The organism is Nocardia sp. NPDC052112 (assembly GCF_040680135.1).
In the GTDB taxonomy this organism is placed as follows: domain Bacteria; phylum Actinomycetota; class Actinomycetes; order Mycobacteriales; family Mycobacteriaceae; genus Nocardia.
This window is the reverse complement of the sequence record NZ_JBFAWD010000019.1, coordinates 35,775-54,469: the sequence shown is the minus strand read 5'-3', so window position 1 is coordinate 54,469 and position 18,695 is coordinate 35,775. Positions and strand designations below refer to the sequence as shown.

Annotated in this window: 20 protein-coding genes; 9 read left to right on the top strand and 11 right to left on the bottom strand. The window is 66.5% G+C overall.

Annotation, left to right across the window (positions count from 1 at the left end):
- Nucleotides 1-19: 19 nt before the first annotated feature.
- The 6 genes from AB0L58_RS30835 to AB0L58_RS30810 are packed head-to-tail and all read right to left on the bottom strand — an operon-like array spanning nucleotide 20 to nucleotide 3,946.
- Nucleotides 20-478, bottom strand: coding sequence for an SRPBCC family protein (locus AB0L58_RS30835; protein WP_364392085.1), 459 nt, complete (start codon nucleotides 476-478; stop codon nucleotides 20-22).
- Between the two features lie 58 nt (nucleotides 479-536).
- The gene (locus AB0L58_RS30830) at nucleotides 537-1,475 is read right to left on the bottom strand and encodes a CopD family protein (protein ID WP_364392083.1); all 939 of its coding nucleotides are present in this window, start codon (nucleotides 1,473-1,475) and stop codon (nucleotides 537-539) included.
- A 13-nt stretch (nucleotides 1,476-1,488) separates the two neighbouring features.
- A complete protein-coding gene (locus AB0L58_RS30825) occupies nucleotides 1,489-2,043 on the bottom strand; it encodes a copper resistance CopC family protein (RefSeq protein WP_364392080.1) in 555 nt (184 codons plus the stop codon).
- Entirely contained in the window at nucleotides 2,040-2,699 is a 660-nt protein-coding gene (locus AB0L58_RS30820) for a YcnI family protein (protein WP_364392077.1), read from the bottom strand. The genes AB0L58_RS30825 and AB0L58_RS30820 overlap by 4 nt, the downstream gene beginning before the upstream one ends.
- 42 nt (nucleotides 2,700-2,741) lie before the next feature.
- Nucleotides 2,742-3,287, bottom strand: a complete 546-nt coding sequence (locus AB0L58_RS30815) for a hypothetical protein (RefSeq protein WP_364392075.1) — start codon at nucleotides 3,285-3,287, stop codon at nucleotides 2,742-2,744.
- A gap of 8 nt (nucleotides 3,288-3,295) precedes the next feature.
- Nucleotides 3,296-3,946 carry a DUF6474 family protein gene (locus tag AB0L58_RS30810; RefSeq protein WP_364392072.1) on the bottom strand — a complete coding sequence of 217 codons (651 nt, stop codon included), beginning with the start codon at nucleotides 3,944-3,946 and terminating at the stop codon, nucleotides 3,296-3,298.
- 322 nt (nucleotides 3,947-4,268) lie between these two features.
- On the opposite strand from AB0L58_RS30810, the gene AB0L58_RS30805 reads away from it, so the two are divergent.
- The 4 genes from AB0L58_RS30805 (at nucleotide 4,269) to AB0L58_RS30790 (ending at nucleotide 9,456) form a co-directional block, all read left to right on the top strand.
- Nucleotides 4,269-5,963 carry a TM0106 family RecB-like putative nuclease gene (locus tag AB0L58_RS30805; RefSeq protein WP_364392069.1) on the top strand — a complete coding sequence of 565 codons (1,695 nt, stop codon included), beginning with the start codon at nucleotides 4,269-4,271 and terminating at the stop codon, nucleotides 5,961-5,963.
- A 21-nt stretch (nucleotides 5,964-5,984) separates the two neighbouring features.
- On the top strand, nucleotides 5,985-7,940 hold the full coding sequence (htpG, locus tag AB0L58_RS30800; RefSeq protein WP_364392067.1) for a molecular chaperone HtpG: 1,956 nt from the start codon (nucleotides 5,985-5,987) through the stop codon (nucleotides 7,938-7,940).
- A 123-nt stretch (nucleotides 7,941-8,063) separates the two neighbouring features.
- Nucleotides 8,064-8,546, top strand: coding sequence for an N-acetyltransferase (locus tag AB0L58_RS30795; RefSeq protein ID WP_364392065.1), 483 nt, complete (start codon nucleotides 8,064-8,066; stop codon nucleotides 8,544-8,546).
- A gap of 91 nt (nucleotides 8,547-8,637) precedes the next feature.
- Nucleotides 8,638-9,456 (top strand): class I SAM-dependent methyltransferase, encoded by an 819-nt coding sequence (locus tag AB0L58_RS30790; RefSeq protein WP_364392063.1) that lies wholly within the window; start codon nucleotides 8,638-8,640, stop codon nucleotides 9,454-9,456.
- Between the two features lie 65 nt (nucleotides 9,457-9,521).
- Here the strand turns inward: AB0L58_RS30790 and AB0L58_RS30785 are convergent, their stop codons facing one another.
- Complete coding sequence (locus tag AB0L58_RS30785) at nucleotides 9,522-10,289, bottom strand: SDR family NAD(P)-dependent oxidoreductase (RefSeq protein ID WP_062981443.1); 768 nt, start codon at nucleotides 10,287-10,289, stop codon at nucleotides 9,522-9,524.
- Nucleotides 10,290-10,464: 175 nt separating this feature from the next.
- On the opposite strand from AB0L58_RS30785, the gene AB0L58_RS30780 reads away from it, so the two are divergent.
- A complete protein-coding gene (locus AB0L58_RS30780; RefSeq protein ID WP_364392060.1) occupies nucleotides 10,465-11,382 on the top strand; it encodes an SDR family NAD(P)-dependent oxidoreductase in 918 nt (305 codons plus the stop codon).
- Nucleotides 11,379-12,053: a TetR/AcrR family transcriptional regulator gene (locus tag AB0L58_RS30775; RefSeq protein WP_364392058.1), complete on the top strand. Its 675-nt coding sequence runs from the start codon at nucleotides 11,379-11,381 to the stop codon at nucleotides 12,051-12,053. Before AB0L58_RS30780 ends, AB0L58_RS30775 begins: the two co-directional genes overlap by 4 nt.
- A 49-nt stretch (nucleotides 12,054-12,102) precedes the next feature.
- On the opposite strand, the gene AB0L58_RS30770 is transcribed toward AB0L58_RS30775, so the two are convergent.
- From AB0L58_RS30770 to AB0L58_RS30755, 4 genes are all read right to left on the bottom strand, one after another.
- On the bottom strand, nucleotides 12,103-12,816 hold the full coding sequence (locus AB0L58_RS30770) for a TMEM165/GDT1 family protein (RefSeq protein ID WP_364392055.1): 714 nt from the start codon (nucleotides 12,814-12,816) through the stop codon (nucleotides 12,103-12,105).
- A 423-nt stretch (nucleotides 12,817-13,239) separates the two neighbouring features.
- Nucleotides 13,240-13,767 carry a peptidase gene (locus AB0L58_RS30765; protein WP_364392052.1) on the bottom strand — a complete coding sequence of 176 codons (528 nt, stop codon included), beginning with the start codon at nucleotides 13,765-13,767 and terminating at the stop codon, nucleotides 13,240-13,242.
- Between the two features lie 385 nt (nucleotides 13,768-14,152).
- Nucleotides 14,153-14,776 (bottom strand): superoxide dismutase, encoded by a 624-nt coding sequence (locus AB0L58_RS30760; protein ID WP_364392050.1) that lies wholly within the window; start codon nucleotides 14,774-14,776, stop codon nucleotides 14,153-14,155.
- A 236-nt stretch (nucleotides 14,777-15,012) separates the two neighbouring features.
- The gene (locus AB0L58_RS30755) at nucleotides 15,013-15,624 is read right to left on the bottom strand and encodes a hypothetical protein (protein ID WP_364392048.1); all 612 of its coding nucleotides are present in this window, start codon (nucleotides 15,622-15,624) and stop codon (nucleotides 15,013-15,015) included.
- Between the two features lie 530 nt (nucleotides 15,625-16,154).
- Between AB0L58_RS30755 and AB0L58_RS30750 the strand changes: the two genes are divergently transcribed.
- Genes AB0L58_RS30750 through AB0L58_RS30740 form a run of 3 tightly spaced genes read left to right on the top strand, consistent with a single transcriptional unit; the run spans nucleotide 16,155 to nucleotide 18,352 of the window.
- On the top strand, nucleotides 16,155-16,526 hold the full coding sequence (locus AB0L58_RS30750) for a rhodanese-like domain-containing protein (RefSeq protein ID WP_364392046.1): 372 nt from the start codon (nucleotides 16,155-16,157) through the stop codon (nucleotides 16,524-16,526).
- Between the two features lie 21 nt (nucleotides 16,527-16,547).
- Nucleotides 16,548-17,588: a DUF4328 domain-containing protein gene (locus AB0L58_RS30745; protein ID WP_364392042.1), complete on the top strand. Its 1,041-nt coding sequence runs from the start codon at nucleotides 16,548-16,550 to the stop codon at nucleotides 17,586-17,588.
- Nucleotides 17,585-18,352 carry a glycerophosphodiester phosphodiesterase gene (locus tag AB0L58_RS30740; protein ID WP_364392040.1) on the top strand — a complete coding sequence of 256 codons (768 nt, stop codon included), beginning with the start codon at nucleotides 17,585-17,587 and terminating at the stop codon, nucleotides 18,350-18,352. The genes AB0L58_RS30745 and AB0L58_RS30740 overlap by 4 nt, the downstream gene beginning before the upstream one ends.
- Nucleotides 18,353-18,695: the final 343 nt, after the last annotated feature.

The following is an 18,695-nucleotide window of genomic DNA, read 5'->3' as shown; positions in this document are numbered from 1 at the left end:
CGGCCCGGACAAGTTCCGGCTACCCCTGTCTACTGACGTGGAATTCGGCGATCTGGGTGGTGAGATTGTGCGTGGAGTGTTTGACCGCGATCTTCACGAACGGCTCGATGGTCTTGCCGAGTACCTTGCCCGCGATCCCGCCTGGCACTCGATAGTCGACGATCGCGTCGACCGTGCAGTTATCGGTGCCCTTGGCGTGGAACAGGAAGGTGGATTCGATCTCGAAACCCTTGATCGACTTCACCGCGATCGCGAAATTCTCCTCCCACCGCACGACCTGCAGGCGCGAATGCAGCGATGCGGGACCGAGTTTGATGGTGCCGTCGAAAGTCGCGCCGATGCCCTCGACCTGGTCGGTGATCGGCGTGAAGTTCTGGACCTCGGTGATGAAACGCGACAGATTCCGGTAGTCGTTGACATACGCGAAGGCTGTTTCGGCCGATGCCACACAGTCTTCGACGATCTTCACCTCGGTCATGGGCACAACTGTAACGGGTTGCTAACTGCTCGGCAGCGGGTGCTTGCATTTGCAAGCGTCAGGCGGTCACGGCCAGGGTCGCCGCCATCCCGAAGGCCACGGCCATGACCGCCACTTCGATGACTGCCCGCCGCAGCGACGACTCGGCTGGCATTCGATGCCCCGTCGCCTGCGGTACCCAGGTCCGGCGCCACCACCAGCCCAAGGCCAGCAACGCAACCAGCACAAGGGTTTTCGCGAGCAGAATGCGGCCGTAGCCGGTCGTCACGAACGGAGCGATCCCGCCCACCCGCACCAACCCGTTGACTAGGCCGGTGACCGCGACAATGCCGACCAGCGGCAGCGCCACCGCCGAATACCGGGGCAGCGTCACCGCCCACTCACCTCGGGTGCGCACCACCAGCGCCAGCGCGACCAATAGGCCGAACCAGGATGCCGCCGCCAGCGCGTGCACCGCGGCCAGTACCGAGCCGAACGGCTGCTGCGACATATGCCCGGTGATCGGGCGCAGTGCGAGCGCCACCGCGGCGAAGACCAGCACGAGATCGGCCGATGCGGTCTCGGGTCGCCGGAACGCCAGCGCCGAATAGCAGGCGACCGCACCGCTGCCGATCAGCACCGCGATGCCGACCTGACCGCCGCTGATCTGGACCAGGTAATCGCCGAACTGCCCAGTGCTGAGCTTGCCGATGGGCACCCCGACGACGGCGGCCGCCTCGAAGACGAGCACCGTGAATTCGGTGACGCACCAGATCCCGGCCAGTGCCGCGAGCATCCGCCACGGCGGCCGCAGCCGATCGTGCAGCCGGGGCAGTGCGGCCAGTCCGAGCACGGTGGCCCCGGTGCAGTCCGCGAGCACCCGAATGACGCTCTCGGTCTGCGCGGGGGTCGGCACGGCCAGGATCAGCGCGAGCGCGACACCGAGCAGCCCGGCCGGGACGACCAGCAGCAACGCTTGCGCATTTCCGCCGCCGGTCGTCCGCTGCGCCCTGTTCACCCGTGTGCTCTTCTCACCGCTGCGATGTGCGGCTCCTGCCGCCGAACAGGGCGAAGGCCAGACCGCCGCCGAACAGTACGACCGCGCCGATGATGAAGACCCACAGCGGGATTCCGCCGGAATCGTCGCCACCGCCGGAGTTGTTCTGGCTATTGGCCTTCGGGCCGGGGGTCCCGGTGCCCGCCTTGGTCAGGGTGAAGGTCAACTCACCCTTGACCGGATGACCGTCGGCGGAGGTGACCCGGTACCCGATCTTGTAGACGCCGGTCGGGCCGAGTTCGCCGACCGCGACGCTGACGGTCGGCCCGTCCACCTTCGGATCGCCCTTGGACCACAGATTCCCGTCCGGCCCCACCACGGTGAGTGCCGGAAAGCTCTCCTGCAGTGGCTCGTTGAAGGTGATGCTCACCCGTTCCGGACCGGTTTCGATGCTCGCGCCGTCGGCGGGCACACTGCTGACCGGCGTGGAATGCGCGGCCGCCGTTCCCGCCGCGAGCGCGCCCGCGCTCAGGAAGAGCAGGCCCGCGACCAGCCCGGCGACCATGCGACGCATGGCGGTGTCACTCATGCCCGGCGTCCGCGGATCACATTGCCGAGGCCGAGCGCGACGCCGAGCAGGCCGAGCGCGAGGCCGATGCCACCGAGCCAGCGCGCGGTGTTGTCGGTGTCCTTCGACTTCTCCTCGGCGGCGGCCGAACTGCCGACGTGGTGGCCGTCATGGCCGTTGCCGGTGGCTGCCGCGAGGGTGAGCGTCGGTGCCGGATGTTCGGGTTCGGAACCGTCGGCGCCCATGGGCTGATCCCATGTGACGACCTTGCCGTCGCTGTAGGTCTGGGTGGCCGGGAAGCTGACCTGATCCTGGGTCGGCAGCGGGCCGACCGAGAGGACGAAGCGCTGGAACTGGCCGGGACGCACGCCGGGTGAGCCGGGATCGGCCGTCCAGGTGACCGAGGTGGCTTCGGCCTTGTCATTGCGGTCGACCTTGGAGCTCCAACCCGGAATGGGTTCGGTGCGGGCGCTCTTGAGGTTGGGCAGGGCGACGGTGAGCGCCGTGGTGTTCGCGGTCTCCGATTCGGTCGGAACCTTGAAGGTGATCACCGAGTAGTCGCCCTGTGTCGCGCCGGGTGCGTCGGCGGTGACATGTGCGGAGGCGGTGCCGCCCGCGAGGAGAACGAAGCCGGCGGCGGCCACCGCCGTGCAGGCGCGCGTGATCTGCGTACGCATGGGTGAAGTGCTTTCTGTCCGAAGGGGTTTGGGTGTGGCGGGTCAGGCCGACACCGGTGGCGCGCGCGGACCGATCGCGCCGTTCGGATGAAAGCGGTAGGGCCGGAGCGTGGGATCGGACCAGCGCGGCGGCCGAGTGACCGCGAGCGGTGATCCGGTGACCGAAACCGCGCGAATGACGCTGGACGCCATCGCAAAGAGCCGCTCGGCCAACAGGATCAGTGCGACGCAGCCGAGTGTTGCGATCAAGTGCGCCGACAACATCCAGCCGGAGGGCAGATATGGGTCGAGCCGCGGTGCGCCGACGGCGGTATGGCGGTGGGTGTGGTCGATCAGTCCCGACAGCACGGCGTGTCCGGCGAGCTGTCCGAGCGCGAGTGGACCCAGCAGGCCCCAACCGCCGATGGCGCCCGGACGCAGCCGCCCGGCGGTCCAACCCGCCGACGCCGAAACAAGAAGCAGTAGTGCAGATTCGGCCGAATCCGGAAATCCACCACCCGCCGCACCGTGTGCGGCGATGGCGAGTGCACCGACCATGCCGCCGACCAGACAGCCGCGCAGGCTGCCGGAGAGCTGGCCGGGTGACATCGGATGGATCAGTTGACGCCGAGGCGCGCCAGCACGTCCGCCTCGATACCGGACAGCTCGCTCGAGATCGACGCGTGGACGGCGCGGCGGCGCGGTGCCGGCATCTGCTCCGCGGTCTGGATCGCGGAGGTCAGATTGCCGAGTCGATCCTGGGTGGCGGCGACGAATTTGTGCATCTCACCCTTGCCCGCCTTGTCGCCGGACTGCGCGCCGATCTTGTCGAGAGCGGCTTCGGTATTGGTGATCCGCGCCTGCAGGCGGCCGCCGTGGCCGCTGAAATCACCGAGCTGTTCGACGCCGATGCCGAGTTGATGCGCCCGACGGGTATCGATCCGGCCACGGATGTAGGTCGCGGCGCGGTAGGCCAGCGGTGCGAGTACCGGAACCAGCACACGGGCGACACCGAGGTACTTGCGGACCTGGCTCGCGGTGAACGGATCCCGCTCGGCCTTGGCGGCCACCTTGAGTGCGGCCTTCTCCTCGGCCTGCAATGCGGCTATCTGCGCCTTGGCGACCTTGCGCTGGGTGCGGGCCTCCGCGCGGCGGGCCTTGCGGTCGTTCCTGGCGCCGAGCTTCGCCTCCATAGCGGCCTTGTGCTTGAGAGCCTTCGCCTCGGCCCTGCGGCTCGGCCGCCGCTTGCGCTTCGTGAACAACCCCATCGAGGCCCTCCTGTGTCCAATGTGCCGCGCCTGCGGCGGGCCGCGAACGTCGCTCTCGTAAGACTCGCTCCGAACGGGCTGCGCTGATATTGAACCATCTCGCTGCTCGTCTACCAGGCACAGGTCTACCACGCCGCTCATCGGTGCACCACGTGACTGAATGGCTGCTCCGCGAGTTGTGGGCCGACCGAGTCATGCGGTTCACAGAGTTGTCAGGGGTCTGGACCATACTGCGTATGTGTATTCGGGCAGCGGTGACCGCGACGGTCGCAATCACGAAGGCGTAGCCGACGAGCGGCAGGCCGAGGTCGATACTGCGCCGATGTCAGTCGAGCCCGCGTCGCCGCTCACCGAACCGACCGCATTCGTCGATGCCAGGGCATTGATCGGCTGTCGGCACCGATTGCATTTGAATGCGGCGCACCCGGACCTGCTGACCGGGGTGATCGAGGATGCCGGGGTCCGTCAGCGCCGGGAGGCCGCGACCGCGCATCGCGCCCGGGTGCGCCAGGCGCTGATCGCCGCGGATCCGGACAACTGGGTGGTGATCGATCCGGCGCTGCGCGCGGGGGAGCGGGCTGCGGCCACGATGCGCGCGTGTGCCGAAGGCGCACAACATATCTGGGGCGGACTGCTGCCGCAGGAACCGGATACCGGTCGGCGCGGCGGCTCGGAGATCCTGCTGCGCGATCGCGATCGCGGCGGCTACATCCCGGTCATCGTGGTCAATCACAAGGTCACCGACCCACGTCAGCCCGAACCGGCCGATTTCCACCCGACCACCTCGGATCCGTATCACTGGGATCCGCAACCGGATCCGTATCGCAAACTGCGCCAGCAGCCCCGCGACCAACAGCGGCTCGCCCATCTGTACCGCATGCTGCAGCGGCACGGTCTGGCCAGTCCGGCGCTGGTCGGCGGTGTGATCGGCTATAGCTTCGATCGCATTCTGGTGCACGATCTCGGCCCGCTGCTCGCCGACTACGACCGGCGCTATGCCGATCGAATAGCGGTGGTGCGCGGGGATTTGCCAACGGTTCCGTCGAAGGTGCCCGAATGCCGCCAGTGCCCGTGGTGGACGCGCAAAGCGCCCGCCGACGAGGCACAGGTCGCCGGTCAGAGCTGCGAGGGCTGGCTGACCGAACATCGGGACGTGAGCCTGGTCGCGCCCGGTTCCCGCGCGGAGGTGCTGCGCGGACACGGTGTCGAGACCATCGACGATCTGGCCGCCTGGGCCGGTGACGATCCGGAGGACTGGCAGCACGGTCCGTTCGACGAGGCCGTGGTGACCGCTCGCGCCTGGCTCGCGGGCGCCCCGCTGGTGCGCCGGGTCGAGCGGGTCCGGGTGCGTCGGGCCGATGTCGAGGTGGATGTCGATCTGGAGAGCTTCCAGGAGTACGGCGCATACCTGTGGGGCACGCTGCTCGACGGTGTCTACCGCCCGTTCGTCACCTGGGATCCGCTGCCGACCGAGGATGAGGGCCGCTCCTTCGGCGAATTCTGGACCTGGTTGATGACGGTGCGCGCCGAAGCCGTCGCGGCCGGGAAAACCTTTGCCGCCTACTGCTATTCGCGTACCGCCGAGGACAAATGGCTCTACGAATCGGCGCGCCGGTTCGCGGGTCGGCCCGGGGTGCCGACGGTGGAGCAGGTGCGCGCATTCGTCGACGGACCGCAGTGGGTGGATATGTTCCAGGCCGTCTCCGATCAGTTCATCTGTCCGAACGGCAAGGGGCTCAAGAAGATCGCGCCGGTGGCAGGTTTCTCCTGGCGCGATCCCGAGGCGGGTGGCGAGGCGTCGATGAGCTGGTATCGGCTGGCCGTCGGCTACGAGGACGAACCCGATCCGAGCCAGCGCACCCGGCTGCTGGAGTACAACGAGGACGATGTGCGGGCCACCATGGTCCTGCGCGAATGGATGCAGCCACGCCCCGCACGGGCGGATGATCCCCATCGTGCCGACGTCGAAGTGCCCGGCTCGGCCGACTTCGGGCAGATGTCCGCGGATGTCGGATAGGCGCGGCGGTACCATCGCGACGTGACTGAGCACGTCGAACAACTCGAGTTCCAGGCAGAAACCCATCAGCTGCTCGAGCTGATGATCCATTCGGTCTACTCCAACAAGGACACCTTCCTGCGGGAGCTGATCTCGAACGCTTCCGACGCGCTGGACAAGCTGCGGCTGGAGTCCTTCCGCGATAAGGATCTGCACGTCGACACCGCCGATCTGCATATCGAGCTGGAGGTCGACAAGGGCAATCGGATCCTGACCGTCCGGGATAACGGCATCGGCATGTCCCGCGCCGAGGTGGTCGACCTGATCGGCACCCTCGCCAAATCCGGCACCGCTGAGCTGCGCAAGAAGCTGAACGAGGCCAAATCCGAGGCGGCCGCCGAGGAGCTGATCGGCCAGTTCGGCATCGGCTTCTATTCGACCTTCATGGTCGCCGACAAGGTCACGCTGACCACCCGCAAGGCCGGCGAGACCGAGGGCACCCGCTGGGAGTCGGCCGCGGGCAGCTCGAACTACACCATCGAAACTCTCGACCAGGCCCCGCAGGGCACCGCCGTCTCGCTGCATCTGAAAACCCCGGACGAGGACGATCACCTCTTCGACTACACCCTGGAGTGGAAGCTCCGCGAGATCGTCAAGAAGTACTCGGACTTCATCGCCTGGCCGATCCGCATGCAGGTCGAGCGCACCGTCACCGAAGGTGAAGGCGACGAGAAGACCGAGAAGACGGTTCTCGAGGAGCAGACCCTCAACTCCATGAAGGCGCTGTGGACCCGCCCCAAGAGCGAGGTCAGCGACGAGGAGTACAAGGAGTTCTACAAGCACGTCAGCCATGGCTGGGACGATCCGCTGGAGATCATCCCGATGAAGGCCGAGGGCACCTTCGAATATCAGGCGCTGCTGTTCGTACCGTCGCACGCGCCGTTCGATCTGTTCACCCGCGAGCACAAGCGCGGCGTGCAGCTCTACGTCAAGCGGGTGTTCATCATGGACAACTGTGAAGAGCTGATGCCGGAATACCTGCGCTTCGTCAAGGGTGTGGTGGACGCGCAGGATCTGTCGCTCAATGTCTCCCGCGAGATCCTGCAGCAGGACCGGCAGATCCAGATGATCCGCAAGCGCCTGGTGAAGAAGGTGCTCTCGACGGTCAAGGAACTGCAGGCAGCGCAGGACCAGGAGAAGTACCAGACCTTCTGGAAGGAGTTCGGGCGCGTTCTCAAGGAGGGCCTGCTCTCGGACTTCGACAACCGCGAGACGCTGCTGCAGGTGTCCTCGTTCGCCTCGACCAATTCCGAGGAGGAGCTGACCTCCCTCGCCGCCTACGTCGAGCGGATGCAGGACGGGCAGGACGCCATCTACTACATGACCGGCGAGACCCGTCAGCAGGTCGAAAGCTCCCCGCATATGGAGGCCTTCAAGGCCAAGGGCCGCGAGGTGCTGATCCTGACCGATCCGGTCGACGAGATGTGGGTCGGTTCGGTGACCGAATTCGACGGTAAGCCGTTGCAGTCCATCGCCAAGGGCGAGGTCGACCTGGAGACCGAGGAGGAGAAGAAGGCCACCGAATCGCTGCGCGAACAGCAGGACAAGGACTTCGCCGAACTGCTCGGCTGGCTCGGCAAGACCCTGGACAGCGTCAAGGAGGTGCGCCTGACCAACCGGCTCACCACCTCGCCCGCCTGCCTCGTCGGTGATGTCTTCGACTTCACCCCGATGCTGGAGCGCATGTACCGCGCCTCCGGTCAGCTGGTTCCCGAGTCCAAGCGGATCCTCGAGCTCAACCCGACCCACCCGCTGGTCACCGGGCTGCGCGACGCCTATGACACCCGCCGGGACGACGCCGACGCGGGCAAGGTTCCCGAACTCACCGAGACCGCCGAATTGCTCTACGGCACAGCGGTTCTCGCCGAGGGCGGCGAACTGAAGGATCCGGCCCGCTTTGCCCAGATCCTCACCGATCGCCTGACCCGCACGCTCTGACGAAGGTGCCCGCATAACCAGTGGCCGTCTCGCGCACCCGGGTGAGGCGGCCACTGTGTATGCGATGGCAGCGTGATCAGGACAACAACACCCATCGCGCGGTGCGCGCAGGAGAATAGATACGTGCCGAATGCGAACGGGCCGGTCATCCGGGCCGCACGTGCCGATGACTACGACGCCATCGCCACCGTCATCGATGACTGGTGGGGGCGCTCGGTGTTACCGCACCTGCCCAGGTTGTTCCTCGATCACTTCTACCGGACCAGCCTGATCGCCGAGGTGCCCGGCGCCGGATGGCGGGAACCGACCGAGTGGCTGGCCGGATTCCTGATCGGCTTCCTCTCGCCGTCGGAATCCGATGAGGCCTACATCCACTTCGTCGGCGTCGATCCGCAGTCCCGCAAGAGCGGCCTCGCGCGCGAGCTCTACGAGCGGTTCTTCGCGATAGCCAGGGCGAATGACCGGCATATCGTGAAGGCGATCACCGCGCCGGGCAATGACGCGTCGATCGGTTTCCACCGGCATCTGGGCTTCACGGTCGCCGGACCGGTGCGCGATTACAACGGACCTGGCCATCACTTGATCACCTTCGAACGCAAGATCTGATCTGCTTCGCGCACAGTGAATTCGGCCGGAGTCGGTAGGTTCCGGGGGCGGTGCCCGGTTAGCCTTGGACGGTCGAAAGGATCGTCAGCTGATGTCTGGTAACCCGCTTGCCGCCGTTGAGCCGTGGGATCTCGTTGCCGACGGATATGCCGAATTCGGACCCGCGATCATGGCGCCCTTTTCCGCACGTGCCCTCGAACTCGCCGGCCTTTCGGCGCGATCACAGGTGGTCGATGTCGCCGCGGGGCCGGGCACGCTGAGTCTGCCCGCTGCCGCGCGGGTGGCGCGGGTATCGGCCATCGACTTCTCGGACCCGATGATCCAGCGACTCGCCGAGGACGCACGGGCCGCCGGGCTGACCAATATCGAAGCGCGTGTGGCAGACGGGCAGGCGCTGCCGTTCGACGACGAGAGCTTCGATGCCGGTTTCTCGATGTTCGGGCTGATGTTCTTCCCGGATCGGGCCAAGGGGTTCGCGGAATTGTTCCGGGTGCTGCGTCCCGGTGCCACCGCCGTGGTGTCGAGTTGGGCGCCGGTAGCCGAATCGCCGCTTATGCGAATGATGTTCGGCGCCTTCGCCGCCGCCGATCCGTCCATCGAGGAACCCCAGCCCAACTTCCTCACCCTGGAAAATCCGGAGGTTTTCGCGACCGAGATGCGTACCGCGGGCTTCGCCGGGGTGAGCATCCAGCGTCACACCAGCACACTGAGTTTCGCCGACTCCGACGAGATGTGGGAGACCATGGTGCGCAGCAGCGCCCCACTTTTGCTGATGCGCCGCACCGTCGGCGAGCAGGTGTGGGCCGAACGTGTTGCGCTCATGCGCGCCTACCTCGCCGTCAACTACCGACCGAACAAGCCCCTGTCCACCACGGCATTCCTCGGCATCGGCCACAAACCCACTGCGTGAGAGCACACGGGAACGCCCCGCCATCCAGCGGATGGCGGGGCGTAGTCGCCTTGTGTCGCAGGCTTTTAGCGGGGGGCCATGCGCAGGGCGCCGTCCATGCGGATGGTCTCGCCGTTGAGGTAGTCGTGTTCGACGATGTACTGCGACAGCTGCGCGTACTCGTCCGGGCGGCCCAGGCGCGACGGGAACGGCACGCCGGCCTCGAGGCCCTTGCGATACTCCTCGGTGACACCGGCGAGCATCGGGGTGTCGATGATGCCGGGGGCGATAGTGTTCACGCGGATGCCGAACTGGGCCAGGTCGCGCGCGGCCGGAACGGTCATGCCGTGCACGCCGCCCTTGGAGGCCGAGTAGGCGATCTGGCCGATCTGGCCCTCGAATGCGGCGACCGAGGCGGTGTTGATGATGACGCCGCGCTGGCCGTATTCGTCGACGGTGTCGGTCTTGGCGATCGCGTCAGCGGCCAGGCGCATGACATTGAAGGTGCCGAGCAGGTTGACGGTGATGACGGTGCGGAACAGCTCGAGGTCGTGCGGGCCGTTCTTGGACAGGATGCGGCCGGCCCAGCCGACACCGGCGCAGTTGACCACGATGCGCAGCGGCGCACCGGATTCGACGACCTGTGCGACCGCGGCGGAAACCTCGTCGTTGCTGGTGACGTCGGCGGGGATCAGGGTGACGCCGTCGGGCACGTTGTCCCCGGCGCGCTCGATGGATTGGGGTACGTCGAGTCCGAAGACGGTTGCGCCCAGATCGGCGAAACGCTTGGCAGTGGCGGCGCCGAGGCCGGATGCGCCTCCGGTGATGATGGCGGCGGAACCCGAAATCTCCACGATGGTCCTCTCGTTCGTGACAGCCGGTTGGCCCTTCGTCAATTGCACCCTAACCGGTGCGGTGTGAGAGCCCCATCACGGCTCCCTCGACTCGGTGCTCGCTCCGCATAGCACCGTCGGATAAACGGAGAATTATTTGCGAACATATGTGTTCACAGCTGGTATCGTCGCAGGTATGAACCTGTTTTCCGTCGCGTCCGTGGCCGGGCGCCGGATTCTGATCACCGGCGCGGCGCGCGGAATCGGTGCTGCGCTGGCCCGGCAATTGCACGCGAAAGGGGCAAAGGTAGCGCTGCTCGGGCTGGAGGCGGATCTGCTCGCGGAGGTGGCGCGCGAATGCGGGGACGCACCGTGGCGCTACTGCGATATCGCCGACAACCGGCAGGTGGAGCGGGTTGTCAGCACGCTGGTCACCGAACTCGGTGGGCTGGATGTGGTGGTGGCCAATGCCGGGGTGGCCAAGCAGTTGGCGCTGCTCGGCGGGGATCCGGCGGTCATGGAGGAAACCCTGGCGGTCAATGTGCTGGGCGTTTACTACACCTTGCGCGCCGCCGGACCGCACATCTGTCATCCGAACGGATACGCGTTGGTCGTCTCGTCCTTGGCGGCCGCGGTGAATCTGCCGTTGGTCGGGGCCTACAGCGCGTCGAAGGCCGGGGTGGAGGTGCTCGGCAATACGCTGCGGCACGAGGTCAGACATACCGGTGCAAAGGTCGGGGTCGCGTATTTCGCCGAGCTCGATACCGATATGACCGCACGCGGCTTCGGTACCGCGGCCGCGCGGGCCATCCTCGGCCGGTCGACGGTATCGGGGGTCGCACCGCTCGGTCCGGCGATAGATGCGGTGGAACGCGCCATCGCCCGGCGCAAACGTCAGGTGGTATCGCCGTGGTGGGTGGCGGTGGCATTGCCGTTCCGGCCGATCGCTCAGCGGGTCATCGATATCGCGCTGCGGCGCGGGGTGGCGCGGGCATTGGAGATCGCGCGCACCGAAGAGGCACCCTTCACCACCGAGCAACCGGCCAGACCCCGCAAAATGGAGCGACCGGCGTGGCCGGATACCACCCACCCGACCCTCGGAGCCATTGAATGACCGAATCCGTAAGCAGCGCACGCCAACTCCCACGGGGGCGACACGGCCTGCCGAGGGAGGAGGTGATCGCCTCGCAGCGCGAGCGGATTCTGAGCGCGATGGCCGAGGCCATGGTCGAGAACGGATATGTCGGGACCTCCGTCGCGGCCATCCTGAAGCGGGCCGGGGTTTCGCGGGAGACGTTCTACGAGCAATTCCGTTCCAAGGAGGATTGTTTCGAGGCCGCCTACGAGCGGGCCGTCGAGTTGCTGATCGTGAATATCGCGAACGCGATGGACGGCGAAGCGCGCGATCCGGCCGGTCCGTCCGATCCGGATCGGATGGGCCGCATCCTCGAGGCCTACTTCGACGGCCTGATCGGCGAACCCGCATACGCCCGCCTCTACCTCGTCGAGGTCTATGCCGTGGGTTCGAAGGCAATCGCTCGCCGCGCCCAGCTGCAGGAATCGTTCGTCGCGATGATCGCCGACGTCCTCGACGCCCGCACCGACCAACAGCGCTTCGCCTGCCAAACCCTTGCCGCCGCCGTGAGCGCCATGGTCACCGCCCGCATCGCCGTGGACGACCTCCCCGGTCTCCGAGCCCTCCGCGAACCGCTACTCGACCTGGTGCGCCGCAGTGGCGATCTCTACGGCGAGGCGATGCTGCACCAGTCCGAAGTACGTACCTGAGCGGGCTGGCAGGCAACGGCCGGTGGACGGGGGGCCGGAGCGTGACCGGTCAGAGCACTTTGTCGGATTCTGGTGCCGGGTCGTTCGGCACGCGTGCCGAATCTCGCCGTGAACGAATCAGCAGGGCGATGCCCGCGGCGGCCGGGGCGAGGGTGGCGAGTGCGCCGCCGGTGAGTATGCCTAGGTCGGGGCGGGCGGCGGCAAGCAGGCTCGCGGTGCCGAAGTAGAGGAACAGTAGGCCGGAGCAGATGCCGATGACGTGTTCCGGGAGATGCTTGCCGACCACGATGCCTGCCGCGATGGCGAGTGCGTCGGCGGCGACCATGCCGACGGTGGAACCGATCCAGACGCCGATCCAGCTGTTGTCGGTGGCCAGGGCGGCGGTGGCGAACATGGTTCGGTCGCCCAGTTCAGCGAGCAGAAAGGCCGAAAGCACCACGAAGAATGGCGCGGTTGTCGAACGCGGCGGCTTGGGTTCGGCTTCGGCGTCATCGCTGCCGAAATGTTCGCGCAGGGTCCACAGGCCGACGGCCAGGAAGGTGAGCGCGGCGACCAATGCGATGGCACGGGTGGGTAGCGCCGCACCGAGGAAATAGCCGATGCCGACCGAGATCAGATGCACCGCCGCACTCGCGGTCGCAATGCCGCCGAGCACGACCCACCAGCGGTAGCGCAGCGCGAACGTCAACGCCATCAGCTGGGACTTATCACCCAACTCGGCGAGAAAGACGATTCCGACGCTGAGCAATATCGTCGCGATCATGTGGTGTGCACTCTCGGGCTCCGGCCTGTCGGCCAGGAGATCGGGTGACGCCTCCGGCCGACAACGCAATGGTTGTCTCGGCCGAAGGTCTCGCCCACCGGATCTACGCCGGTTCACGCGGCCGGGTCCGCGCCCTCGTGAGGCGGCGGACCAGTATGTCGACAGCGCGATTGCGGGCTACTCCCCTTCGCTGCCATCGACTGTACCCTCGCGACCGGACAAGCACCAAGCCATTGTTATCGAAATCGCAATGCGCACAATAAGTTTGGCGATCCAACCGGTGATTTTCGGGTGCCCGCACAGCTCCGGCAGCAAGCACTGATCCAAAAGTGAGCTAGCCCATGGCAATCAACGCGCTGCCGTCGCATGCCGGCTGCCTCGCCGGTGCAACTTATGCGAGGCAGCCACGGGATATGCGAGGGATCAGGCGGCGAGGAGCATGGCAAGGACCGCGGTATCGGGGTCACTGATCGGGTCGAGGCCGACGCGGCTGACCAACGAGGTAACGGTGCCGTCGGATTCGGCCTCGGCCCAGGCCGCTCGGTGTTCCAGGCCCAGATGCGGGACGCCGGGCAGGAGCACACATCCCGATGCCACGCCGACGCATTCCGGTAGCGACGGCCGGGTCTCCGCGGGCGGATGCAGCATCAACAGCGCCGGTGGCACATGGTCGGCGAACCGGCCCGGTTCGAGCGCCTGGTCCCCGAGCACCGGTCCCTCGGCGAGGACGAGCCCGACGGTGCCCGGTGCCGGATCGTCCGGTAGCTCCTCGCGCACACCGAAGACGGTCGAGGTGGTCAGCAAGCCCGGAAACGAGGCCACCCGCACGGCGAGTACCAATACCTGCGCCCATTCCCTGGTGGTGTCGGGCCAACGTCCGGAGATGACGAACCCCCGCAGTAATCCGTGGGCATGGAACGGCGTGATGCCGATGGGGCCATTCGTATGCATGATTGCCTCCCGTCATGGAACCGGGGGCGGCGTTGCCCGTCCTCGAACTGTGGATTTCCGAGAATGCGCCAAAACTCACCTGGCACACAAGTACCAAAGAGTGCTAACCGGACGAAACAAAACAAACCCGCGGGCTGCAGTAATGCCCACGAGCTCGTAGATGCTCGACGGTGACCGCGACCGGGGGTTCGTTCGATGCCTCCGCACGCAACAACATCGGCATCACACCGTGTTTCGAGCGAAGCGAGATCGAGCATGCGCCGTTCGCGGCCCGGCTTGCGCCCGAGTGGTCGAAGCGCATGCGCCGCAGGCGCGAGTCTCGACGCTCGGACGCAAGCCATCAAGGGGCCGCGAACACGCAGCGCCGGAGGCGCTGCCATTGGATTCAGCCGAAGATGAGGCCCTTGGCCTGGCCGATGGCGCGCGCGAAGCGCTCCTGCACGTCTTCCCAGTTGACGACGTTCCAGAACGCGGTCACGTAGTCCGCCTTGACGTTCTTGTACTGCAGGTAGAAGGCGTGCTCCCACATGTCGACCTGCAGCAGCGGGATGATGCCCAGCGGCACGTTGGCCTGCTGGTCGTAGAGCTGGAAGGTCAGCAGCTTCTGGCCGAGGGTGTCATAGCCGAGCACCGCCCAGCCGGAGCCCTGCAGGCCGTTGGCCGCGGCCGTGAACTGCGCGCGGAACTTGTCGAACGAACCGAACTGGTCGTCGATAGCGGCGGCCAGTTCGCCGACCGGCTTGTCACCGCCGTTGGGGGAGAGGTTCTTCCACCAGATCGAGTGGTTGACGTGCCCACCCAGGTGGAAGGCCAGGTTCTTTTCGTTCAGGAAGATCGCGCCGTGGTCGCCCGCCTCGCGTGCGGCCTCGAGCTTCTCCAGCGCGGCGTTGACTCCGGCGACATAGGCAGCATGGTGCTTGGAATGATGAATCTCGTTGATCTGCCCGGAGATGTGGGGCTCCAGGGCGCTGTAGTCGTAATCCAGATCTGGCAACGTGTACTCAGCCACGATGTCCCTTTCCTAATGTCGGGCCGTGTGTGCCCGCCGTCTCGAGCACACTCAACCATCATTCGTACACCCGCTCGTTTGCAACCGCGCCCCTTGCCCCCACATTCCGTCACGGTGCGCGGGACACTTGACGATACGACCGATTTCGTGAGTACAACTCGCCCACAACACCAATCGGACTCGGTACCTGGAACACAACCGCACATCCGTTGCCCGGGTGCGCGGTTCGAACAGCGCTACAGCGGCGGCACGATTCCGGCGCGCATGGTCCGCGGATCGCCCTCGTCATGCGCCTGCCACCAGCGCACCCCACCCGCGATGAATTGCTGCATCGGGATTTCGGCGCCTTGGGTGTCGTGAATCGTCATGCCGTCGAACCACACCCGCACATCGAGTTCGCGCGGATCGATGCCCTCTTCCTGGGAGAACTCGAGTACGTGCGCGGAGACGCGGGAGTCGATCCCGGTGTCGAAGCTGAGCAGTTCACTCCAGTGCACCCAGCCGCTGTCGTCCACATCGATGAATTCCCAACCGTGCAGTCGACCGCCGCCGAAGCTGCGAATGGCCGCGTCCAGGTTGTCCAGTTGTAGCGGCAGCACCCTGGCCGCCGGATCGTCCCACTCCTGAATGCGCAGCGAGGCCGCGACTCGACTGACACCGGTGAAGATCAACTTCACGCGGTAGTCCTCGGGCGCGGGTCCGTCGGCCGGAAGCGTCAGAACTTCCAGGTCGAGGCTCAGACGCGCGTTCGCGGTATCGACCTCCACGCCTAGGCAGGTGGCCTCGGAGAGTGCTGTGTTGAGTGCTGCCGTATCCATTCCGTCGAGTAGCCCCCTGCTCACGTCCATGCACCCAGGCTACCGACCGCAGCTGCGGGAACCCGGTATTTCGGCTATTCGCCGGTGTTATGGCTTTTCGGTGGAACCGATCGGCGATCGGCGGCGTCCAAGTAGATATCGGGACCTGCACAGCCTCAGATCCCGAAGCAGCGGCGAATGACCGCTCCGGGATGGCAAGGAGGGGAGTCTCGGATCGGTCGTTCGTACCGCGACCTGATTCAGCAACCTGCTGGGTCCGCCTGCCTGATACCGGATCTGGTACATAAGCGCTGGTAGATCGAAAGCTGTTTGATAGCCGATGCCTGTTGCTGGTGTGCTGTCCGATAGCTGTGGCCTGTGGATCAAGTTGTGGATTATGTGGATAACTTCGATCGGGATATGCACAAGCGGCCCTGGCGCGGGGCATCGGAGAGGATCCAGAAGCACAGAACATACCCGAGGTAACGTGCCGATGTCGAGGCCGTGCAGTACCCGTCGAGGTACCCCCGTCGCGGGGCCGGAACTCCCCGGTGGTGCGCGACCCATGGCAGGATCGAAGCGTGACGAGCCCCGAAGTGTCGTCGGTGCCGGTGGAAGCCGTACCGGACGAATTCGATAAGACCGAGCGTGTCGCGGCGGACGCCCCGGTGGCGATTCTGCTCGACGTGCGCGAGGACGACGAATGGCAGCTCGGACATGCACCGGGTGCGATCCACATTCCGATGGCCGACGTGCCGGCCCGCGTCGACGAGCTGGATTACGACGCCCAGCTGTATGTGATCTGCCGCCAGGGCGGCCGATCCATCGAGGTGGTCAAGTACCTGGCGCACATCGGATACGACGCGGTCAATGTCGGCGGTGGCATGGTGGCATGGCAGCGGGTGGGTCGACCATTGGTTGCGGACGGCGATCACCAGGCGAAGATCTACTGAGGCAATAGAGAGAGGGGCGCCGTGAGTACGGTGGTACAACCTTGTGCGCGCTGTGGCGCGCGCTGGGCCGTGCAGACGACGCCGATGCACTGGTGCCCGCGTTGCCGTGGCGTGCTGTTGTCACCGGCGCCCATCGATGCCCCCGCCGAGCGGCGCAATTACCGGTGGGTGGCGCGACGTCCCGATCAGCGCACCCGCAAGTTGAGCTCGGGTCGGCAGCGGCCCCCGGTGGAAACGCCGCGCTACCAGCAGATTCCGCGCTGGGGTCTGCTGGATCCGCCGGTCGTATCCGCACCGGCGCCACGACGGCCGCTGGACCGGCTGACCAACAGGGCCGGCGCGCTACTCATCGCGACCGCGGCGGTTTTCGTGGTCTCCGCCTGCGCCGAATTCGGGCGCTATCTGATTCTGCTGCGCAACCGCACCCGGCTGATTCCATCGTGGTTGCTGCATTTCTCCGATGCGATGGTGTGGCTTTCCGCATTGGTCGGCCTCGCACTCGGGTTGATCACCGCGATCGCGATGCTCGGCTGGTTGATCGAAACGCGTCGGGCCGCCTTCGCCGCTGTCGGCCGCCGCGACCCGCGGTTGGTTCGGACGCTCGCGCTCGGCTGTCTGGTACCGGTGGTGAATCTGTTGTGGCCCGGCGTCTTTCTCACCGAGGTGGTCGCCGTGCACCCGGATCCGCGAACGCTGCGGGCCGTGCGCATCTGGTGGGTGGGCTGGGTGCTCGGCGCCGGGTGCACGGTCGCGGCACTGCTCTGGCGGACCGCGGATACCCTGCAGGCCAAGGCCGACGGGGTGTTGTTCACCGCGTTCACCGATCTGGTCGCGGCCGGGGTCGCGGTGCTGACGCTCTGGGTGCAGCGGTCGATGACGGGGCGCGATCTGTTCGGCCGCACCAGGATCGCGCGCCGGTGGGTGATCGCGGTCGATCCGGCGGTGCCCGTTATCGAACCGGTGCAGCCCGGCGGCGGCGCGCCGAAGCAGCCGGTCCCCACGTCCGTCGCGTCCGAAACAACTACACCGCACCGTGAGCACGAGGAGGTTTTGGCCAAGTGAGCCAGGGCAGTCGCGCACCGTTCGTCGTCGCGCACCGGGGTGCCTCGGCGGCGCGCCCGGAACATACGCTCGCCGCGTATGAGCTAGCGCTGCAGGAGGGCGCCGATGGCGTGGAGTGTGATGTCCGGCTGACCAGGGACGGGCACCTGGTCTGCGTGCACGACCGCACCGTCGACCGGACCTCGTCGGGCACCGGATTGGTCAGCGAAATGACCCTGGACGAACTCGAGGGACTCGACTTCGGAGCCGACGGCGCACCCGCATCGGTACTCACCCTCAGCGAACTGATCGAGCTGGTACTCGATTGGCGCAGCAGGCCGACCAAGCTGTTCATCGAGACCAAACATCCGGTGCGTTACGGCGCGCTGGTGGAGAACAAGCTGCTCGCCGAACTCCAGCGCTTCGGCATCGCCACGCCCGCCTCCGCCGATCACTCCCGCGCGGTGGTGATGTCGTTCGCGGCCACCGCGGTCTGGCGGATCCGTCGCTCCGCACCGCTGCTGCCGACAGTCCTGCTCGGTGAATCATCGCGTTATCTGGGCGGCAGCGCCGCGACCACGGTCGGCGCGACCGCCGTCGGCCCCTCGGTGAAAACCCTGCGCGAACACCCGGATCTCGTCGACAAGGCCGCCGCGGCGGGTCGCGCCACCTACTGCTGGACGGTGGACGATCCCGACGATGTGCGCCTGTGCGCCGACCTGGGTGTCAGCTGGGTCGCGACCAACCATCCGGCCCGCACCAAGGCCCTGCTCACGGCCGCTTGAGTCGACTCGATTCGCATATGTCGCAGGCGCGAGTCTCAGCTGGTGGGCGAGCACACCGCCGGTGTCGACTTGCTCGCCATCAGCGACCACGGAGCCCTGTCTCATGAGCGACCGTTCGCGGCCCGTCTCGAGTCCGAGTCGTCGGAGCGCATGCGACGAAGTCGCGAGACTCACCCGTCTGGTGCGTGTACATCGGGTGCCGAACGCTCCGCCAGCAATGACCACATCGGAGCGAGTGTTACGAGCGACGTTCGCGGCCCGTCTCGAGTCCGAGTCGTCGGAGCGCATGCGACGAAGTCGCGAGACTCACCCGTCTGGTGCGTGTACATCGGGTGCCGAACGC